The sequence below is a fragment of the Bacillus sp. FCW2 genome, from assembly GCF_021228595.1.
GTDB lineage: Bacteria > Bacillota > Bacilli > Bacillales > Bacillaceae > Bacillus > Bacillus velezensis.
The window spans coordinates 2,589,725-2,606,635 of sequence record NZ_CP089436.1; the positions used below are offsets into that span (position 1 = coordinate 2,589,725).

The 16,911-nt window shown below is 49.1% G+C and carries 14 protein-coding genes; 3 read left to right on the forward strand and 11 right to left on the reverse strand.

Annotated features, from left to right (window positions below):
• Positions 1 to 173: 173 nt before the first annotated feature.
• On the forward strand, positions 174 to 938 hold the full coding sequence (gene hemQ / locus K3G25_RS13065; RefSeq protein WP_003151011.1) for a hydrogen peroxide-dependent heme synthase: 765 nt from the start codon (positions 174 to 176) through the stop codon (positions 936 to 938).
• Positions 939 to 1,057: 119 nt separating this feature from the next.
• Positions 1,058 to 1,837, forward strand: coding sequence for an NADPH-dependent reductase BacG (locus K3G25_RS13070; protein ID WP_021494773.1), 780 nt, complete (start codon positions 1,058 to 1,060; stop codon positions 1,835 to 1,837).
• 16 nt (positions 1,838 to 1,853) lie between these two features.
• Here K3G25_RS13070 and K3G25_RS13075 read toward each other — a convergent pair whose 3' ends face one another.
• From K3G25_RS13075 to K3G25_RS13105, 7 genes are all read right to left on the reverse strand, one after another.
• Positions 1,854 to 3,053 carry a transaminase BacF gene (locus K3G25_RS13075; RefSeq protein ID WP_021494772.1) on the reverse strand — a complete coding sequence of 400 codons (1,200 nt, stop codon included), beginning with the start codon at positions 3,051 to 3,053 and terminating at the stop codon, positions 1,854 to 1,856.
• Positions 3,054 to 3,065: 12 nt separating this feature from the next.
• A complete protein-coding gene (locus K3G25_RS13080) occupies positions 3,066 to 4,247 on the reverse strand; it encodes a bacilysin exporter BacE (RefSeq protein WP_029972889.1) in 1,182 nt (393 codons plus the stop codon).
• Complete coding sequence (locus K3G25_RS13085; protein ID WP_014419149.1) at positions 4,244 to 5,662, reverse strand: alanine--anticapsin ligase; 1,419 nt, start codon at positions 5,660 to 5,662, stop codon at positions 4,244 to 4,246. Before K3G25_RS13085 ends, K3G25_RS13080 begins: the two co-directional genes overlap by 4 nt.
• A 17-nt stretch (positions 5,663 to 5,679) precedes the next feature.
• Positions 5,680 to 6,441, reverse strand: coding sequence for a dihydroanticapsin 7-dehydrogenase (gene bacC / locus K3G25_RS13090; RefSeq protein WP_017418684.1), 762 nt, complete (start codon positions 6,439 to 6,441; stop codon positions 5,680 to 5,682).
• Entirely contained in the window at positions 6,438 to 7,148 is a 711-nt protein-coding gene (locus K3G25_RS13095) for a 3-((4R)-4-hydroxycyclohexa-1,5-dien-1-yl)-2-oxopropanoate isomerase (protein ID WP_100262070.1), read from the reverse strand. The genes bacC and K3G25_RS13095 overlap by 4 nt, the downstream gene beginning before the upstream one ends.
• A complete protein-coding gene (locus K3G25_RS13100; protein ID WP_017418682.1) occupies positions 7,138 to 7,752 on the reverse strand; it encodes a bacilysin biosynthesis protein BacA in 615 nt (204 codons plus the stop codon). Before K3G25_RS13100 ends, K3G25_RS13095 begins: the two co-directional genes overlap by 11 nt.
• A gap of 161 nt (positions 7,753 to 7,913) precedes the next feature.
• Complete coding sequence (locus K3G25_RS13105) at positions 7,914 to 9,152, reverse strand: MFS transporter (protein ID WP_100262071.1); 1,239 nt, start codon at positions 9,150 to 9,152, stop codon at positions 7,914 to 7,916.
• A 222-nt stretch (positions 9,153 to 9,374) separates the two neighbouring features.
• Between K3G25_RS13105 and K3G25_RS13110 the strand changes: the two genes are divergently transcribed.
• Positions 9,375 to 10,577 (forward strand): multidrug effflux MFS transporter, encoded by a 1,203-nt coding sequence (locus tag K3G25_RS13110; RefSeq protein WP_014419153.1) that lies wholly within the window; start codon positions 9,375 to 9,377, stop codon positions 10,575 to 10,577.
• Between the two features lie 32 nt (positions 10,578 to 10,609).
• Here the strand turns inward: K3G25_RS13110 and K3G25_RS13115 are convergent, their stop codons facing one another.
• The 4 genes from K3G25_RS13115 to K3G25_RS13130 all read right to left on the reverse strand — a co-directional run bounded on the left by K3G25_RS13115 (position 10,610) and on the right by K3G25_RS13130 (position 16,848).
• Positions 10,610 to 12,028, reverse strand: a complete 1,419-nt coding sequence (locus K3G25_RS13115; RefSeq protein ID WP_012118711.1) for an amino acid permease — start codon at positions 12,026 to 12,028, stop codon at positions 10,610 to 10,612.
• A gap of 24 nt (positions 12,029 to 12,052) precedes the next feature.
• A complete protein-coding gene (locus tag K3G25_RS13120) occupies positions 12,053 to 13,735 on the reverse strand; it encodes a M20 family metallopeptidase (RefSeq protein WP_022553946.1) in 1,683 nt (560 codons plus the stop codon).
• A 71-nt stretch (positions 13,736 to 13,806) separates the two neighbouring features.
• The gene (gene pruA, locus K3G25_RS13125; protein WP_022553947.1) at positions 13,807 to 15,354 is read right to left on the reverse strand and encodes an L-glutamate gamma-semialdehyde dehydrogenase; all 1,548 of its coding nucleotides are present in this window, start codon (positions 15,352 to 15,354) and stop codon (positions 13,807 to 13,809) included.
• Positions 15,355 to 15,561: 207 nt separating this feature from the next.
• Positions 15,562 to 16,848 carry a Glu/Leu/Phe/Val family dehydrogenase gene (locus K3G25_RS13130; protein WP_232489341.1) on the reverse strand — a complete coding sequence of 429 codons (1,287 nt, stop codon included), beginning with the start codon at positions 16,846 to 16,848 and terminating at the stop codon, positions 15,562 to 15,564.
• Between the last annotated feature and the right edge of the window lie 63 nt (positions 16,849 to 16,911).

Consider the following 16,911-nt stretch of genomic DNA (forward strand, 5'->3'; position numbering starts at 1 on the left):
ATTATAGCGCTTTCAAAAAGAAATCTTATTTTTCTAACTAATTTAATTGACCGTTTGTTCACGGCATAGTTTCTGACACAAGGCTTCGGATTATTCAAGGTTTCTCCACAGCCGAAACGGTTAAACTGTGATATAGTGAAGGCATCAATGAAAAGATATAGGAGTGAAGATACATGAGTGAGCAGCAAAAAACGAACGAAGCCGCCCAAACGCTTGACGGCTGGTACGCGCTTCACGATTTCCGCACAATGGACTGGACGTCATGGAAGATGTTATCCAGCGATGAGCGCCTGTCGATTATTCACGAATTTACGGGACTGCTTGAAAAATGGGGCGTCGCCCAAAAAGAAGGCAAAGGCTCGCAAACCATCTACAGCATCGTCGGACAGAAAGCTGATTTCATGCTGATGATTCTTCGCCCGACAATGGAAGAGCTGAACGAAATCGAGCTTGAATTTAACAAATCAAAGCTTGCTGAATTTACAATCCCGGCTTATTCTTACGTGTCCGTGGTTGAGCTGAGCAACTACCTGGCAAGCGGAGAAGGCGATCCGTATGAAAATCCGCATGTCCGCGCCCGCCTGTATCCTGAGCTGCCTGAAGCGAAATACGTCTGCTTCTATCCGATGGATAAAAGAAGAAGCGGCAATGACAACTGGTACATGCTTTCTATGGATGAACGCAGAAATCTGATGAGAAGCCACGGCTTGATCGGACGGAGCTATGCCGGCAAAGTCAAACAGATTATCACGGGATCTGTCGGTTTTGACGATTACGAATGGGGCGTCACGCTCTTCAGCGATGATGTGCTTCAGTTCAAAAAACTTGTTTACGAAATGCGCTTTGATGAAGTCAGCGCGCGCTACGGCGAATTCGGTTCATTTTTTGTCGGAAACCGCTTGTCTCTCGACACGCTTCCGAAGTTTTTGCACGTGTAACACCCACCCGCCTGTCCGGCGGGTTTTTCCTTTGTCAGAATTTAAATAAAATTTGCTATTTTTATCATTTTTTTTTACGATGTAAAGGAGATTCCATTTTGGTAAAGGGGTGCAGACAGTTGTCAAAACGAACCGCATTTATTATGGGAGCCAGTCAGGGGATCGGCAAAGCGATCGCTCTGAAACTGGCGGACAATGGCTTTCATACCGTCATTAATTCACGAGTTCCCGAAAATATCGAATCGGTAAAAGAAGAGATCCTCGCCAAACATCCGGATGCGGGCGTCACCGTTCTGGCCGGGGATATGTCGGACCAGAAGACGAGAGCCGGCATTTTTGAAGAGATCAGATCACAATGCGGACGGCTTGATGTATTGATCAACAACATTCCGGGCGGTTCGCCGGATACCTTTGAAACCTGCGATATAGAGGATATGACAAATACCTTTACGAATAAAACAATCGCTTATATCGACTCTATGAAAACGGCCGCAGCAATCATGAAACAGCACGAATTCGGCAGAATCATTAATATCGTCGGAAACCTATGGAAAGAACCCGGCGCCAATATGTTTACCAACAGCATGATGAACGCCGCTTTAATTAATGCCAGCAAAAACATCGCCATTCAGCTTGCGCCTTTTCACATTACTGTCAACTGTCTGAATCCCGGATTTATCGCCACAGACCGTTATCACCAATTCGTGAAGAATGTCATGAAGCAAAACGGCATTTCTAAAGCGGAAGCGGAAGAACGGATTGCCTCAGGCGTCCCGATGAAGCGTGTCGGAACTGCGGAAGAAACCGCGGCGCTGGCTGCCTTTCTTGCCTCTGAAGAAGCCTCTTATATTACCGGGCAGCAAGTGTCAGCCGACGGCGGCAGCATGAAAAGCATATAATAAAAACATCCCGCTCTCAGCGGGATGTTTCTTGTAATGAAGGAAAGGACAAACCGAGCTTTTGAATCCGCAGCACGAATTCCCTCAAATCGCCCTGCTTGGCCACCATTGATATTCTGACATAACGCTTTCCGCCGCTGCCGAAAATCTCGCCGGGCGTCACGACAACATGGGCATGCTCCAGCAGATAGTCCGAAAACTGGTGTGAGGACTCGAATTCATTCGGAATTTCAGCCCAAACATAAAAAGTCCCTTTCGGTTTTTCAATGCTCCAGCCTAATTCCTTTTCACATAACGCCGTGAAAAAGTCAATCCGTTCTTTATATGTGCGCTTCAGACGCTCCGTATGCTCAGGATTTCCTGACAGCGCCGCCGCTGCCGCCTGCTGAAGACCGCCGAACATGCCGACGAAGACGTGATCCTGAAACTCATTGACCGCCTGAATGATTTTCTCATTGCCCACGGCAAATGCCATTCTCCAGCCTGCCATATTGAAGGTTTTCGAAAATGAATAAAGCTCCGCGCCGACCGTTTTCGCTTCTTTCGCCTGAAGAAAGCTGGCCGGGTTCTGATCAAATTCGAACGCGCCGTATGCAAAATCGTGAATAAGGTGGATGTCATGTTTTTTTGCAAACGCAGCCGCTTTTTCATAAAACGCCTGATCCGCAGTTGCGCCCGTCGGGTTATTCGGGTAATTCAAAAACATCAGCTTGGCTTTTTTCAGGACGGCGGGATCAATCCGCTCAAAATCCGGCAAATAGCCGTTTTCCGGATGAAGCGGCATCTCATGCAGCTCCGCTCTGGCCATTGTAATGCCCGATAAATACTCAGGGTAGCCGGGGTTCGGGACTAAGGCGATATCGCCGGGGTTCAGCAGGCATTGCGTCAAAACGTACAAACCAGCTTTCCCTCCGCCGAACAGCGCGACTTCTGTCTCCGGATTGACCGATACCCCGTACTCTCTCTCATAAAATTCCGCGATGGCTTCTTTCAGAAACGGATAGCCTCTGAACGGGCCGTATCCGTGGTACGAAGGATTCAGCGCAGCCTCCCGCAAAGTTTCAACGATATGCGGCGGAGTGGGGAGATCGGGATTCCCCTGGCCGAGATTAATGATCTGGGCTCCCGTTTTCTCCATCTCTTTTACCTTTTGAAAAACGAGCGAAAATTCCTGTTTCGGAAGTGTCTTGATGACGTCGGACGGTATGATTTCCATCTGAAAGGCTCCTTATAAATGAATTTGCTCTGATTCGTTATTCCGTTCTGAAAAGGATTTATTGACCAGTTTTGTATGCAGAAACAGTCCGCTGACCATAAGGACGATAAACGCCATGATGACTGCCGCGTCTACAATGTTGATCAGCATGGAACCGACGGCGATGCACAATCCGATGGAGGCCTCCGCCACCGAAAAAATCCGGCCCTGAATCTGGTTCGCCGCGTTCTCCTGAACTTTGACCTTCGCCAACACCTCACCGTATTCCATTGCGATAAAGAAAAGAATGGCGGCAATGACTGACAAGACGAAAATCGGGGTAAACAAAAACAGCGCAAGCGAGACGATCGATAACACTGTAAAATACATCAGCCCTTTATTGTTGTTAAAGCCCCATTTGCTGACAAGAGCGGCGCCGATAAAGCCGCCGAAGCCGATACAGAACGTCAGGATGAAATTGCCGATTTCCCCGTCGCCTAAAAAGCGGCTGACAATCGGGAAATAGCTGTAGACGACACCCCACAAAAGCGCCATCGTAATCATCGTGAACATGGCGTTTAACACAAAAGCATTTGTTTTGATTTCCTTCAGGCCTTCTTTAAACGACTGAAAAGCTTCTCTCACGTTTTCTGACTGAATCGGCACGTATTGAAGCTTAATGCGGCTGATGAAAAACGCGGAGACAAGATAGGTCACCCCGTTAAACGCGACGGCAAGCTCCACAGAACCGCCTAACAGAAAAAGTCCGCCGGCTGCAGCGCCGACAATAATCGAAATCGTCGTGGCTTTTGCAAACAAAGTGTTGATATTTTTAATATCCGCTTCTAAAGACGACATGACCGCGAGACGTGCCGGATTAAAAAACACGCCGCTTCCGTAAGAAACAAACAGCAGCGCCAGAAAAAGCAGCGGATATTCGCCTTTCGGGAGAAATGTCAGCCCCAAAAAGATGATACCTCTGATCACATCCGTCCACAGCATGATTTTCACCCTGTCGAGCCGGTCCACGAGCACGCCTAAAAACGGCTGAAACACCATCGGAATACTGCGGACCGCGATGACGCCGGACGTCACCCAGTAGTCGTGATAGTATGTAGACAAAATGAGCAGGGCCGGGAGAACGCAATAGTCTCCCATAAACGAAAGCGCCTGCCCGAAAAGCAAATACTTAGAGTTCGGTTTCAGCTGTTTCATACCGGTAACGCATACTTTGCAGTCAGCTTCGCCTGCTGCTGAATTTGTTTGATTGATTCGGCCACGTCACCCGAATTGCTTCCTTTCAGCTCGAACGCCGCAATGCTGTTGAACGCTTCGAACAGCCGCAGATCCACGGACGTACCCGCCTCGGCCGCCGAGAAAGAAACGATTTCGGTGTCTCCCTTTAAGACGCCGTCGGGAATGTCAATGCTTTCAATGACGAAATCGACAGCCGTCTCAGGCAGCTGGCCGTTCTCTTTGAAATGCTGAGGATACAAGTGGCAGTCGGCGACATAGCATGGCTCCTGCTCCAATAATCCTTTCGGCAGATCGGCTTCTTTTCCGAAACAGAGAACATCCAATAACAGCTGCGCCATATCGACGCCGAAGACCTTTTTAATATTCGGAATCATGTTCCAGCCCGCAAATCGTGCCGCTGATTCAATCAGTCCGGCTTCCCGGTTTTTCATTAATTTAATCTCTGTATGTGTTGCGCAGTTTTCGAGGCCTAGTCCTTCATTCGCCTTTTTGGCTGCTTCGACGATTTTTCGCTTCGCGTCATCATCCAGGATGGACGGCGTAATATGCGATGTCTCCGTGAATCCGATTTGCGGTGTTTTATCATGAATCGCGACAGGGAAGTATTCTCCGTCGGCCATGATGCCTTCTATGCTGATATAGTCGGAATAACCGCTTGTTTCGTACCAGTCGTCATACTCGCCCTGCAAAAATTCTTCCGCGATAAACGGCGCTTCAAACGTGACCGCTTTCGGTACGTTGATCGACTTCAGGTATTCATTGACTCTGTTAAATTCGGCTTCGGCCGTTTCCATCTCTTTGATAAGCGTCACGCCGATGGAGCTCGCCAGATATGTAGGCTTCAGAATGAGCGGCGTTCCGATTTCCTGAAGCGCGGCGCGGAAATCTTCCAGCGTCGTCACCCGTTTGTTTTTGATGGATTTGACGCCGGCCCGGTTGAAGGCGGCTCTCATTTTGTTTTTATCTCTGGCATTTTCAGCGGCCTGTACGCCCGCTCCCCGCAGGCCGAGACGTTCACACGCTTTTGCCATCGGAGCGATAAACAGTTCATTGTTGGTCGTAATGGCGTCAACCGCGAACATGCCGGCCACCTTGACGATTTCTTCGACTACTTCTTCCTCAGGTTTGTCATGATCTTCATGAGCCCAGTAAATCGAATCGGGATGCTCAAAATCAGCCAGACTCTTAAAATAGTCTTTATCTTTAATGACCGCGACCGAGTATTTTTCAATCAAAGCTGCATGAGAGGCTGTAATTGCAAAAGGCCTTGGAATAAAGCTGACCAGGTTATATTTTTCAGCAGCGCTTTTATAAAACATGTGCGGCGGGCAGCCTCCAAGATCAGCAATGACCAATACTGTTTTTCTCTCCATATGTAAACACTCCTTCTCTATTGTGCGGTGTATCCACCGTCTGCGGTGATCGCGCTTCCGGTCATATAGCTTGATAAATCCGACGCGAGAAACAGCATGACGTTCGCTATTTCTTCAGGCTTGCCGAGTCTCAGCAGCGGATTGACTTTCGCTTTTTCTTTTTTGATTTCTTCAAGCGTGCCTTCGTTGTTTTCAAGGAACGACTTTTCATTCAAAGGTGTGTCAATGATTCCCGGGCACACGCAATTGACGCGGATGTTGTGTTTGGCGTAATCGACGGCCATCGAACGCGTCAGCTGCAATACGCCGCCTTTAGAGGCGTTATATGCGGGAATGTCGGGCCATGCAACGACTCCTCCGACGGAGCACGTGTTAATGATATTGCCCTTGCCGCTTTTGAGCATATACTTGAGCGCGTGCTTGCTCATAAGAAACATGCCCGTCAGATTGACATTAAGCACCTTGTTCCAATCGCTCAGCTCCATCTCATGAATCGGCGCGACAATTTCGATGCCGGCGTTATTGATTAACACATCCAATCCGCCGAACTTGTCAACCGCTGACCGGATGGCGTTTTGACATGCCGGTTCATCTGTAATATCCGTCCGGACAAAGTGCAGCCTGTCATTGTTTTCTTTCCGGATCATCGCTTCTCCCTGCGCCTCATCAATATCCGCGACGACCACATTCGCCTGCTGATTCAGAAACGCCTGAACCGCGGCATAACCGATGCCTGATGCGCCCCCTGTGATGAGGACGGTTTTATCCGTCAGGTTCATGACTCTTTCGCCTCTAATTTTTTCGCTTTTGCTCTGTTATAGCGCGGAGGGAAAAAGATATTGACTGATTTTGAATCTTTTTCAAATCTGTTGATGGCGCCGTGATCTTCTCTCGGATCGCAGAAATAAGCTGTGCCGAATGTCATATCCACTTTGCAGCCTTCAATGGTCATATCATAGCCGCCGCCGATGCAGATGCCGATCTGTTCATTGCGGTGTTTATGAAACGGCATTTCTCCTCCATTGCCCGGAATGTTGGCAAGCATGATTTCCACCCAGTCTTCCACGAAGAACGTGACTTCCATCCCAGGCAATAAGTCTCTCGTTTTAAAAATATTCAAAAAATAGTCCTCGGGGCTTGTGTAGGTTTCACCGGCTTTCAGGCGTTTAATATCAATGGCGATCACTTCTTGATCCGTCTCATTTCTTGCGCCGTGAGGCACGTTAGGAGGCGCGATATAGGCTGATTCCAGCGCGGTCATCTTTCTTGTGACATCTCCGACAGTCATGGACAGCTCGCCGGAAACGACAAGGCCGATTTGGACTTCCTTATGCTGATGCGGTTCCACGTTTGTATGCGACGGAACGTAAGAAAGCAGAACTTCCGTATCGCCTCTGACGGACGAATATTGTCTTACTCCGTTATCCCATTCTATTAATTTAGGCGTCGGGAAATAAAGTTCCTGCAAATCTTGTTCAGTTTTCATCATGAATCTCTCCTTTTCCGAATAATGACCAGCTCATGGGAATGCTTTTAAATGTTTTGACAAAGTGAAGGCCGTACTTTTGTCTGGCCAGCTCATTTGTCAGCGCGATGTCGGACAAACCGTCCTTCACTCTTTTCGCGGCTGCGCTCGTTGAGTTCACCAGATCAAACGTGACATCTTTACGGGTAAAATACTTAATCAAATTGATAGGAGACGGGTGGGATACGATGACAGCCTTATCAAGCATGTCATCCGTATATTCAAAACCGGGCCGGACAGCCAGGCCGTACATCGGGGTGTCGCACCTGAAAATTTGCAGAAGCTGCAGATCCGGTCTCATGTAGAAGTGCTTAATGCCGTCATACGCGTGAGGCACAATTGTGTATTCCAGCGGACTTTGAAGCGTTTTTTCAATGCACGATTCAAATGTATCATGCAGTGATAATTTACTGTTCACCCCTTGGAGAAGGGTAAAATTGGTGATGAAGTTTTTTGCTGCGTACTCACTGCTTGTCCCTTCAGGACCGAGCGTGTTGATCGTAATCAGTTTAGATATTGAATAAGCCTTGCTTTTCGTTTGAATGCTATTATCCAATATAATCATGAGCACCAACCAATCTGTTAAATTTTAAGTAAATATTATCCATAGACGTTCAAGCTGTCAATATTATTTGAAAATATTGATAATTATTCCTATATATTAGAAAACACCCTATGAAATAGGGTGCTAAAAATTAACATTTACAAAATTATAGAAACTTTATTTTACCGATACAATGATTGGTCGGTCCGATGCTCATATTTTCCATACCTTCTGTATGCGAAAACGCTGAGGACAAAGCCGATGAGGGTGACGGCCGCACAGATAAATCCGACAGCTGCATATCCGTATCCGACGTAGACCGGACCCATGACAGCCGAACCCAAGGTCACGGCCAAATTGGACGCCAGACTGTAAAATGCCATGATTTTACCCCGGCGGCTCTGTGAGCAATCACTTAAAATGGTGCTGAGCAAGGTCACCGTCAGGCTTTGCATCAATCCCCAGACGAATAACCCGATGACCAAAAACGGCATTGATGACGGCGCATAGGCGAGACAGGAAAGCCATATGCTGATCACGGCCAATGCCGCGATCAAAGAGCGCATTTTCCCCGCCTTATCTGCGATTTTTCCGGTGAACACGCTCATGGAAAAACCGATTCCGTACACCATGATCAGCAGCCCTGAAGCTGTATTCCCCCCCGGCAGCACGCGGTAAAGATATGTGCCGAGAAAGGAATACATGCCGTAAAAACCGATCATGTTGCAAAAAGTGATCGTGAGGTATACAGGGACACGGGGCACCTTCAGCGCATCCCGGAAAGTGCCTGCCTGCCGTCCGTTTTCCTCTTCTGTTTTATCCCCATCCGCCGTACTGCGGCGCGCCTCAATGAAAATGAGCGAAGCAACGAGGACAGACATCAGGGCGAAAATCCAAAACGTCCACCGCCAATTCAAAACACCGCCGATAAAAGAGCCGATCGGAACGCCGAAAATCAAAGCGAGCGACCAGCTTGACACGATCAGACCCATCACCTTGCCGCGGTACGCATAAGGCACACGGTCGCCGACCACCGCATATGCTGTCGGCACAAACGCACCCGCCGCAAGCCCGGAAAGCGCCCTGCCCAGAAAGAAGAAAAAGAGATTGTGCGCCAGCGCGCAGATCACCGTGCCGGCCGTAAATATAAGCAGCCCCGCCAGCAGGCTGAGTTCCCGGGAATATTTATCTCCCAGCGGAACGAGAAGCGGAGCGCCGATAAAAATCATCACTCCGTAAATACTGATGGAAAGCGCCAGCACACTGACATCCGAGCTGAAAGCCCGCGCCAAATCCGGAAGCAGCGGAGAAATCACCAGCTCTTCAGAACCGGCGGCAAATACGCCTAATGTCAAAGCAAGCGCGAGACAGATCGGAAATCGGCGTTTCGTTTCGATGTGATCGGTTTGTTTGCTGTTCATGCTCTGTGAACACCTCTTCCGTAAAACTTTTCTACTTTTTGTTGTTTTATAGTTTAGCATCCTTATGTTTCATTTTACATTTCACATGAAAACCAATTCTGATTTTTTATTTACATTCAGATTTTAAATAAAATATTTAGTTTATATTCAACAAATAATATAAAATACGCCGTCCGGTTATGCTATAGTGATAGAATCATTTGTTAAGGTGGGGGTCATGGAATGAATAACGCTGATTCAAAGGCCGCCCGCGCAGGCCTCGGCATGGTACTGATTCTCGGGACGCTCGCTTCATTCGGGCCGCTTTCGCTCGATATGTATCTGCCCGCTTTGCCTGAAGTGGCGGCCGATCTTCATACGACAGCGTCACTTGCGCAGCTGAGCCTGACGTTTTGTCTTTTGGGGCTGGCGGTCGGGCAGATCGTTGTCGGGCCGCTCAGTGATATGATCGGGCGCCGGAAGCCGCTGATTCTGTCATTGCTGCTTTATACGCTGTCTTCTTTATTATGCGCCTTCAGCCCTTCTGTTTCGTTTTTAATTGTCATGAGGTTTATTCAAGGATTCACCGGGGCGGCCGGAATCGTCATCGCACGGGCTTCCGCACGCGATATGTATTCCGGAAAAGAATTGACGGCTTTTTTCTCATTACTGATGCTCGTCAATGGGGCGGCGCCGATTTTAGCGCCGATTACAGGGGGATTTATCCTTCAGTTCGCCGGCTGGAAAATCGTATTTATCGTGCTGGCGGTGATCGGCTGTATCATTTCTGCCGCCGTGCTTACGGCGTTGCCTGAATCACTCCCGCCGGAAAAGCGGACAAGCGGCGGACTCCGGGAGACGCTGATGACGTTTCGCGGCCTGCTTGGCGACCGGATGTTTATGGGATTTGCGCTCAGCCAGGCATTTGTGATGACCGGCATGTTCGCATACATTGCCGGGTCGCCGTTTGTACTGCAAAACATCTACGGCGTATCAGCGCAAATGTTCAGCCTGCTGTTCGCCGTAAACGGTGCGGGAATCATATGCGCCACCCAAATCACCGGACGGATGGCTAAAACACATGATGAACGGAAGCTGTTTGTCTCCGGGCTGTTGATCGCCGTCATCGGAAGCATCGCTTTGCTTTTATCACTTGCGTTTGGTTTAGGCCTGACGGCGGTCTGCATTTCTTTATTCATCATTGTTTCTTCTGTCGGGATCGTCACGACGACGGGATTTTCTTTGGCTATGCAGAAACAGGAGAAAGGCGCGGGAAGCGCTGCGGCTCTTCTCGGACTCCTGCCCTTTATCGGCGGTGCGGCTGCCGCTCCCCTTGTCGGTATTGCCGGAGAAGAAAATGCCTGGCCGATGGCCGTCAGCATTTTCGGTTTTGAGTTCTGTGCCGTTCTATCCTATGTGCTGTCGGCAAAACGGAAAACAAAGTAAAGCCCGCCGCTTTAAGCGGAGGGCTTTTTTTCTTATCCGGCAGCGCCTTTTTCCGAAGAAGCCGGCTCACGCTTCAGGCGTTTTTTGATACCGAAGTGATAATACGCGTAACAGATGATCATCAGCGGGACGCCGCAGTACAGACCGATACGCTGGTCGGGGATAAAAATGAGACTGATTAAGATAAGACCGTAAACCGAAAATCCGAGAATCGGCACGATCGGATAAAGAGGCGTTTTAAACGCCAGGTCTTTCAGATTTCCTCCTTCAGCGAGAAAGCGTCTCCGGAAAACGAATTGTGAAGCGCAGATTGACATCCACGCGACGACGGTAATCATACCGGAGATGGAAATGAGCCACACATACACCGTTTCAGCCGCGAATACACTTGTCAGCAGGGATAAACCGGAGATGGCGATGGTGATGGAAAGAGCTTTCAGAGGCACGCCTTTTTTCGTCAGTTTCGTTAAGGAAGCGGGGCCCATCTTAGTTTTTGACAGGGACCACATCATTCTGGACGAAGCATACAGTCCGGAATTCGCCACCGACAGCATGGCGGTCAGAATGACAAAGTTCATGATATCAGCCGCATAGGGAACGCCGATTTTATCCAGCACAGCCACAAACGGACTTTCGATGACGCCTGCCGTTTGGTACGGCAAAATGGACACGAGAACAAACATCGCCAGCACGAAGAAAAACAGCGTCCGCCATATGACGTTTCGGATCGAGCGGGGAAGCGTTTTTTCCGGATTTTCGCTTTCTCCCGAGGCGATTCCGACCAGTTCGGTGCCCTGGAATGAAAAATTCACCATGACAAGGGTAAACAGCACGGCTTGGGCGCCGTTCGGGAAAAGCCCTTTGTCCGTCGTAAAGTTTGACAGATACGGAGCCGTCTGCCCGCCGTTAAAACCGACAAAGCCGAATACCGCAGCGCAGCCGAGAATAATAAACAATACAATGGCCATGACCTTAATGCTGGAAAACCAAAATTCCATTTCCGCAAAACTCCGCGCAGACAGCGCGTTAATGGAAAAAATGACGACGCCGAATACAAGGCACCACACCCAAATCGGAACGGCCGGAAACCACCGCTGCATTAAAATCCCCGCCGACGTCAGTTCAAGCCCCACTGTATTGGCCCAGCTGAATGCGTACATCCATCCGATCGTAAAACCCGTCGACGGCCCGAGAAACTTTGCGGCATACGCCTGAAATGATCCTGCGACCGGCATGGCGACCGCGAGCTCCCCCAAACAAAGCATCACCAGATACATTAAAAATCCGCCGATCACATAAGCCAATATCGCGCCGATCGGTCCCGCTTCACTGATCGTAAAACCGGAGCCCAGAAAAAGCCCCGTCCCGATCACGCCGCCGAGGGCGATCATAAACAAATGCCGGCCCTTCATCGTGCGCTGCAATTCAGTTTGATTGGTATCTCCCTGCATATACATCCCCCTTATTCCGTTATGTCAGCCATTTGTGCGTATGTCTAATCGGTAGCTGTGCAAAAGGTGCATTGTCGTCTGCTGAATGAGCTCCGGCAGCACATGGAATGTGTACGGCTTGTACACGCGTTCCGTCCATTTATGGCCGTCCTTTCCGTATACCCCTATATTGACCGACGGAATATTCAATTCCCTGATTTCTTTAAAAGGAATCGTCCCGATGACATCCCAGCCCGGAAAATTATCGGTAAAGGCGGAGACCTCTGCGTCTGTTTCATGCAGCGATAAAAAGCTTCCGTCCGCTAAATAAGGGAAAAACTTTTTAAAGGCGAAGGTTTCTCCGGTTGACGCCGCTGTTTTATCGACGGCTTCTTGAATGACATGCTGCAAAAGCCGGTCCCGTGTGCTCTCTTCCTTCAGATAATTGTGCGGAAGGTAAGGCGGCGCATAGAAAATAATGACCTTGGCTCCCTGCTCAGGATCGAGTTTTTGCAGTTCCTCGACGGCTTTAAAGCATCTCATCCGCAGTTCAAGATGTTCATATGTTTTAAATGCCTGCTCGATACACTGCGCCGGGTCTATCCCGCGGCTTCTCAGCCTTTTCAGATAATCTTCCAGACTGTACACTTGAACGTTCCATGACATCTCTTTTTTCGGCAGGCTCGTTCTCTCACAGTATTCGTCGTAATAATCAGATAATTTTCGTTCTGTCTCTTTGCAGGCTTCGTCAGCCACCGCAGTCAGCTGATCCATGACTTCTTTGGCGGTTTTCTCGTAAATAAAATAATTAAAATAGACATAGCTGCTGACGGCGGTCTGCACGTTATACGCTTCCTTGTTGTCACGCTGGTAGAGGCAGGTCGGCGGAAGCACAAGCTCCCCTTCAATGTTTTCCGCCATATGAATATTGTTGTGAATTCTTCTGGTGATTTCTGACGCGATCAAATTCGGGTCGATGCCGGACAGCGTATCTCCGACATGCACCTCCCGCCCGTAAATCGCAAAGCAAGGCAAAAGCTTCCCTGCCGCGCCCGTGTAGATGTACCTTGTCGTGTCACCTTCATACAGCGGGGTGATAAAATCGTTATTAATCGCTGCTAAATAACGAAGCTGCTTTTCTTGTTTCAGCCGTTTTAATTCAGAAATGCTCGTTAAAATGCCGGAATGCTGGCTTTCTTCATCCGGGTTTGCCATGAACAGAATATGGCCCGGCAGCTGATCGCGCCGCTCAGAAAAGTGAAGCAGATTGGCGAGATGAACGGCAATACCGCTCTGCATATCAACCGAACCCCTTCCGAACATCCACTCGCCTGAGCGGGCGTCCCGCTGCACATCACGATCAAATTCATAGTTTGAGAAATACTCCGCGAGACGGTCGGAATCAAAAGCGATATCTTTTAAAGGGCCGAAATCCTCGATGCCGACCGTATCAAGATGAGCGTGATAAATGACCGTATTCAGGCTGTCGCCGTTTCCCTCAATAAATGCGAAAATATTTTTGCGGCCGTAAGGGTCCTCAGGAATCGCCTGCTCCCACACATGTGACGGGTTCTCCTGAAAGTAGGGAAAGCTCTTGATCATATCTTTGATATAGTCGGCTTTTTTTCCTTCTCCCAATGTGCCGTTGATGCTGTTTAACGCTACCAGTGATTTTGTAATGGCTTCTATTTTCTCCTCCGGAAGCATTTTGCTGAGCTGCTGATACATGTTCCATCCTCCTTACCCTAATATAGAGAAAATAGCGCGACTCTCTTTTTCATCGCGCTATTTCCGAAAGATTAATAGGCTTCAGACGTTGTTTTTGCCTGCATATGAAGAATCAGATAGTCAGGTCCTCCGGCTTTTGAATCGGTTCCTGACATATTGAAGCCGCCGAACGGCTGGTATCCGACAATCGCTCCCGTACATCCGCGGTTGAAGTATAGATTCCCGACGTGAAAATCTTCGCGGGCGCGTTCAATGTGCGCGCGGGTTTTCGATAACAGAGCGCCCGTCAGTCCGTAATCGGTATTATTGGCAATCTCAAGCATATGGTCGAAATCACGGGCTTTTGAGATCGCGACGACCGGCCCGAAAATTTCCTCCTGCATCAGGCGGGCGTTTTCATCAACATCCGCAAAAATGGTCGGCTGAATAAAGTATCCTTTTGAATCATCACCTTCGCCTCCCGTCAGGAGTTTTCCTTCTGTTTTGCCGATTTCGATATACCTCATGACTTTATTATAAGATGCTTCGTGGATGACTGGCCCCATGTATGTATCAAAATCTTCCGGACTTCCGACGGTGAGTGATTTTGTTAAAGCGACGGCTTTTTCAACAACTTCATCATAGACGTCCTGATGAATGACCGCACGCGAACCGGCTGAACATTTTTGGCCTGAGAATCCGAAGGCGGAATACACGATTGAGGAAGCGGCAAGATCAAGATCAGCATCTCTGTCTACAAGCACCGTATCTTTCCCTCCCATTTCGGCAATGACCCGTTTCAGCCACTTTTGGCCCGGCTGTACTTTTGCGGCGCGTTCATAGATGCGGCATCCGACCGCGCGGGAGCCTGTAAACGACACAAATCTCGTCTTCGGATGCTCAACCAGATAGTCGCCGATTTCTCCTCCGTCGCCCGGTATGAATTGGAGCACGCCGTCCGGCAGGCCCGCTTCTTTCATCACTTCAACAAATTTCGCCGCCACGACAGGCGCCGCATCCGCCGGTTTCAGCAGTATCGTGTTGCCTGTTACGATGGCTGCCGCCGCCGTTCCCGCCATGATCGCAAGCGGGAAGTTGAATGGAGAAATGACGATTCCCACCCCAAGCGGCTCATAGTGATACTGATTAAATTCTCCGTCACGGCTCTTTACAGGGGAACCGTCTTTCAGTTTCAGCATCTGACGGGCATAATACTCTAAAAAGTCGATCGCTTCCGCCGTATCAGCATCCGCTTCCTTCCACGGTTTTCCGGCTTCTTTCACTAGATACGCGGAGAATTCGTGCTTTCTTCTGCGGATGATCGCCGCCGCTTTAAACAGCACATTCGCGCGGTGTTCCGGCCGTACTTTTTTCCATGTTTGAAATGCCTGCAGCGCAGCCAGCATGGCCTTTTCCGCAAGTTCTTTTCCGGCTGCCGATACAGAACCGATCACTTCTTTTTTATCTGCCGGATTGACGGAAATGATCTTTTTATCCGTTTCAATCGCTTCACCGTTGATGATAAGCGGATAATGCTTGCCGAGCTGTGAATTCACATAAGCCAGCGCTTCCTGAAACGATTGTTTATTTGTCTCTTCCTGAAAATTTGTAAATGGTTCGTGTGCGTATGAAACTGTCATTAGAATTCCTCCCCGTATTTTGTAATGTGTGCTCACGCTTTATGAAGATGCAAGAAGCATACCAGCATAGCAATTTGTGATAAAAATAAGAAAATCTTTGCCGAAAGCGGACGAAGCTTGTCCGAATTTGTCAGCTGCAATCTGAAAACGCAAAGAAATTTTGCGATCTGCTAGCTAACTGATGCAAAATCTCTTTGCGGATAACACTTATACCCAGCCGCGGAACCGGGCCGCTTCAGCCGACTTTCTGATGCCCGTCATATAGGCGGCCAAACGCATATCGACTTTGTGGGTATGCGCTGTCTGATAAATGGATTCAAACGAATTCACCATGACGTTGCGCAGTTTTCCGGCGACTTCCTCCTCAGACCAGTAAAAGCCTTGATTATTTTGCACCCATTCAAAATAAGACACCGTCACGCCGCCGGCGCTTGCCAAAATATCCGGCACGAGAAGCACGCCTCTTTCATTCAGGATTTTCGTGGCGTCTATCGTTGTCGGCCCGTTCGCCGCCTCCACAATGATTGAGGCTTTAATGTGATGGGCGTTTTCAGCCGTAATCTGATTGGAGATTGCGGCAGGCACGAGAATATCACAGTCCTTTTCCAGCAGCTCCCGGTTCGTTATGACATCCGAGAAGAGATTCGTCACCGTGCCGAAGCTGTCCCGCTTATCCAGCAGGTAATCAATGTCAAGGCCGTCAGGGTCATACAAAGCGCCGTGGGCGTCTGAGATGCCGATCACCTTGGCGCCGGCGTCATGCATAAATTTAGCGAGAAAGCTCCCCGCATTTCCGAACCCCTGAATGATGATCCGCGCATTTTCCAATGGAATCCCTTTTTTCTTAACGGCTTCCTCAATACAAATCGTGACGCCTTGCGCGGTCGCTGTCTCCCGCCCCTGTGAACCGCCGAGAACGATCGGTTTGCCCGTAATGAATCCCGGTGAATCAAATTCTCTCAGGCGGCTGTATTCGTCCATCATCCATGCCATAATCTGCGAGTTGGTATATACGTCGGGAGCCGGAATATCCTTTGTCGGACCGACGATCTGGCTGATCGCGCGCACATATCCGCGGCTCAGCCGTTCCAGCTCTCCGAATGACATCGTCCGCGGATCACAGATGATGCCGCCTTTTCCGCCCCCGTAAGGAAGATTTGTGATGCCGCATTTTAAAGTCATCCAGACCGAAAGCGCCTTAACCTCTTCTTCACTGACTTCCGGATGAAACCGCACGCCTCCTTTTGTCGGGCCGACTGCGTCATTATGCTGTGAGCGGTAGCCCGTGAAAACCTGTACTGAGCCATTGTCCATTTTGACGGGAATGCGTACGGTCAAAAGCCGCATCGGCTCTTTCATCAATTCATACATATTGTCAGGGTACCCCAGTTTGCGCAGGGCCTCTTTTATGATCGATTGTGTTGACAAGAACAAATTAAGAACTTCTTTTTCTTCATCTTTCTGATTGCTTTTAGAAAGCGGGTTGGCTGACATGTTTTATCACCTCATCGTATTTTACGTGTAAGCTTCAATTACCGGCAGAACAAAATGTAAGCG

What these genes read in the sequence shown, in the direction of transcription:
- hemQ (WP_003151011.1), top strand. Translation starts at nt 174, where the DNA reads ATGAGTGAGCAGCAAAAAACGAACGAAGCCGCCCAAACGCTTGACGGC.
- K3G25_RS13075 (WP_021494772.1), bottom strand. Translation starts at nt 3,053, where the DNA reads ATGGAAATCATACCGTCCGACGTCATCAAGACACTTCCGAAACAGGAA.
- K3G25_RS13080 (WP_029972889.1), bottom strand. Translation starts at nt 4,247, where the DNA reads ATGAAACAGCTGAAACCGAACTCTAAGTATTTGCTTTTCGGGCAGGCG.
- K3G25_RS13085 (WP_014419149.1), bottom strand. Translation starts at nt 5,662, where the DNA reads ATGGAGAGAAAAACAGTATTGGTCATTGCTGATCTTGGAGGCTGCCCG.
- bacC (WP_017418684.1), bottom strand. Translation starts at nt 6,441, where the DNA reads ATGAACCTGACGGATAAAACCGTCCTCATCACAGGGGGCGCATCAGGC.
- K3G25_RS13095 (WP_100262070.1), bottom strand. Translation starts at nt 7,148, where the DNA reads ATGAAAACTGAACAAGATTTGCAGGAACTTTATTTCCCGACGCCTAAA.
- K3G25_RS13100 (WP_017418682.1), bottom strand. Translation starts at nt 7,752, where the DNA reads ATGATTATATTGGATAATAGCATTCAAACGAAAAGCAAGGCTTATTCA.
- K3G25_RS13105 (WP_100262071.1), bottom strand. Translation starts at nt 9,152, where the DNA reads ATGAACAGCAAACAAACCGATCACATCGAAACGAAACGCCGATTTCCG.
- K3G25_RS13110 (WP_014419153.1), top strand. Translation starts at nt 9,375, where the DNA reads ATGAATAACGCTGATTCAAAGGCCGCCCGCGCAGGCCTCGGCATGGTA.
- K3G25_RS13115 (WP_012118711.1), bottom strand. Translation starts at nt 12,028, where the DNA reads ATGCAGGGAGATACCAATCAAACTGAATTGCAGCGCACGATGAAGGGC.
- K3G25_RS13120 (WP_022553946.1), bottom strand. Translation starts at nt 13,735, where the DNA reads ATGTATCAGCAGCTCAGCAAAATGCTTCCGGAGGAGAAAATAGAAGCC.
- pruA (WP_022553947.1), bottom strand. Translation starts at nt 15,354, where the DNA reads ATGACAGTTTCATACGCACACGAACCATTTACAAATTTTCAGGAAGAG.
- K3G25_RS13130 (WP_232489341.1), bottom strand. Translation starts at nt 16,848, where the DNA reads ATGTCAGCCAACCCGCTTTCTAAAAGCAATCAGAAAGATGAAGAAAAA.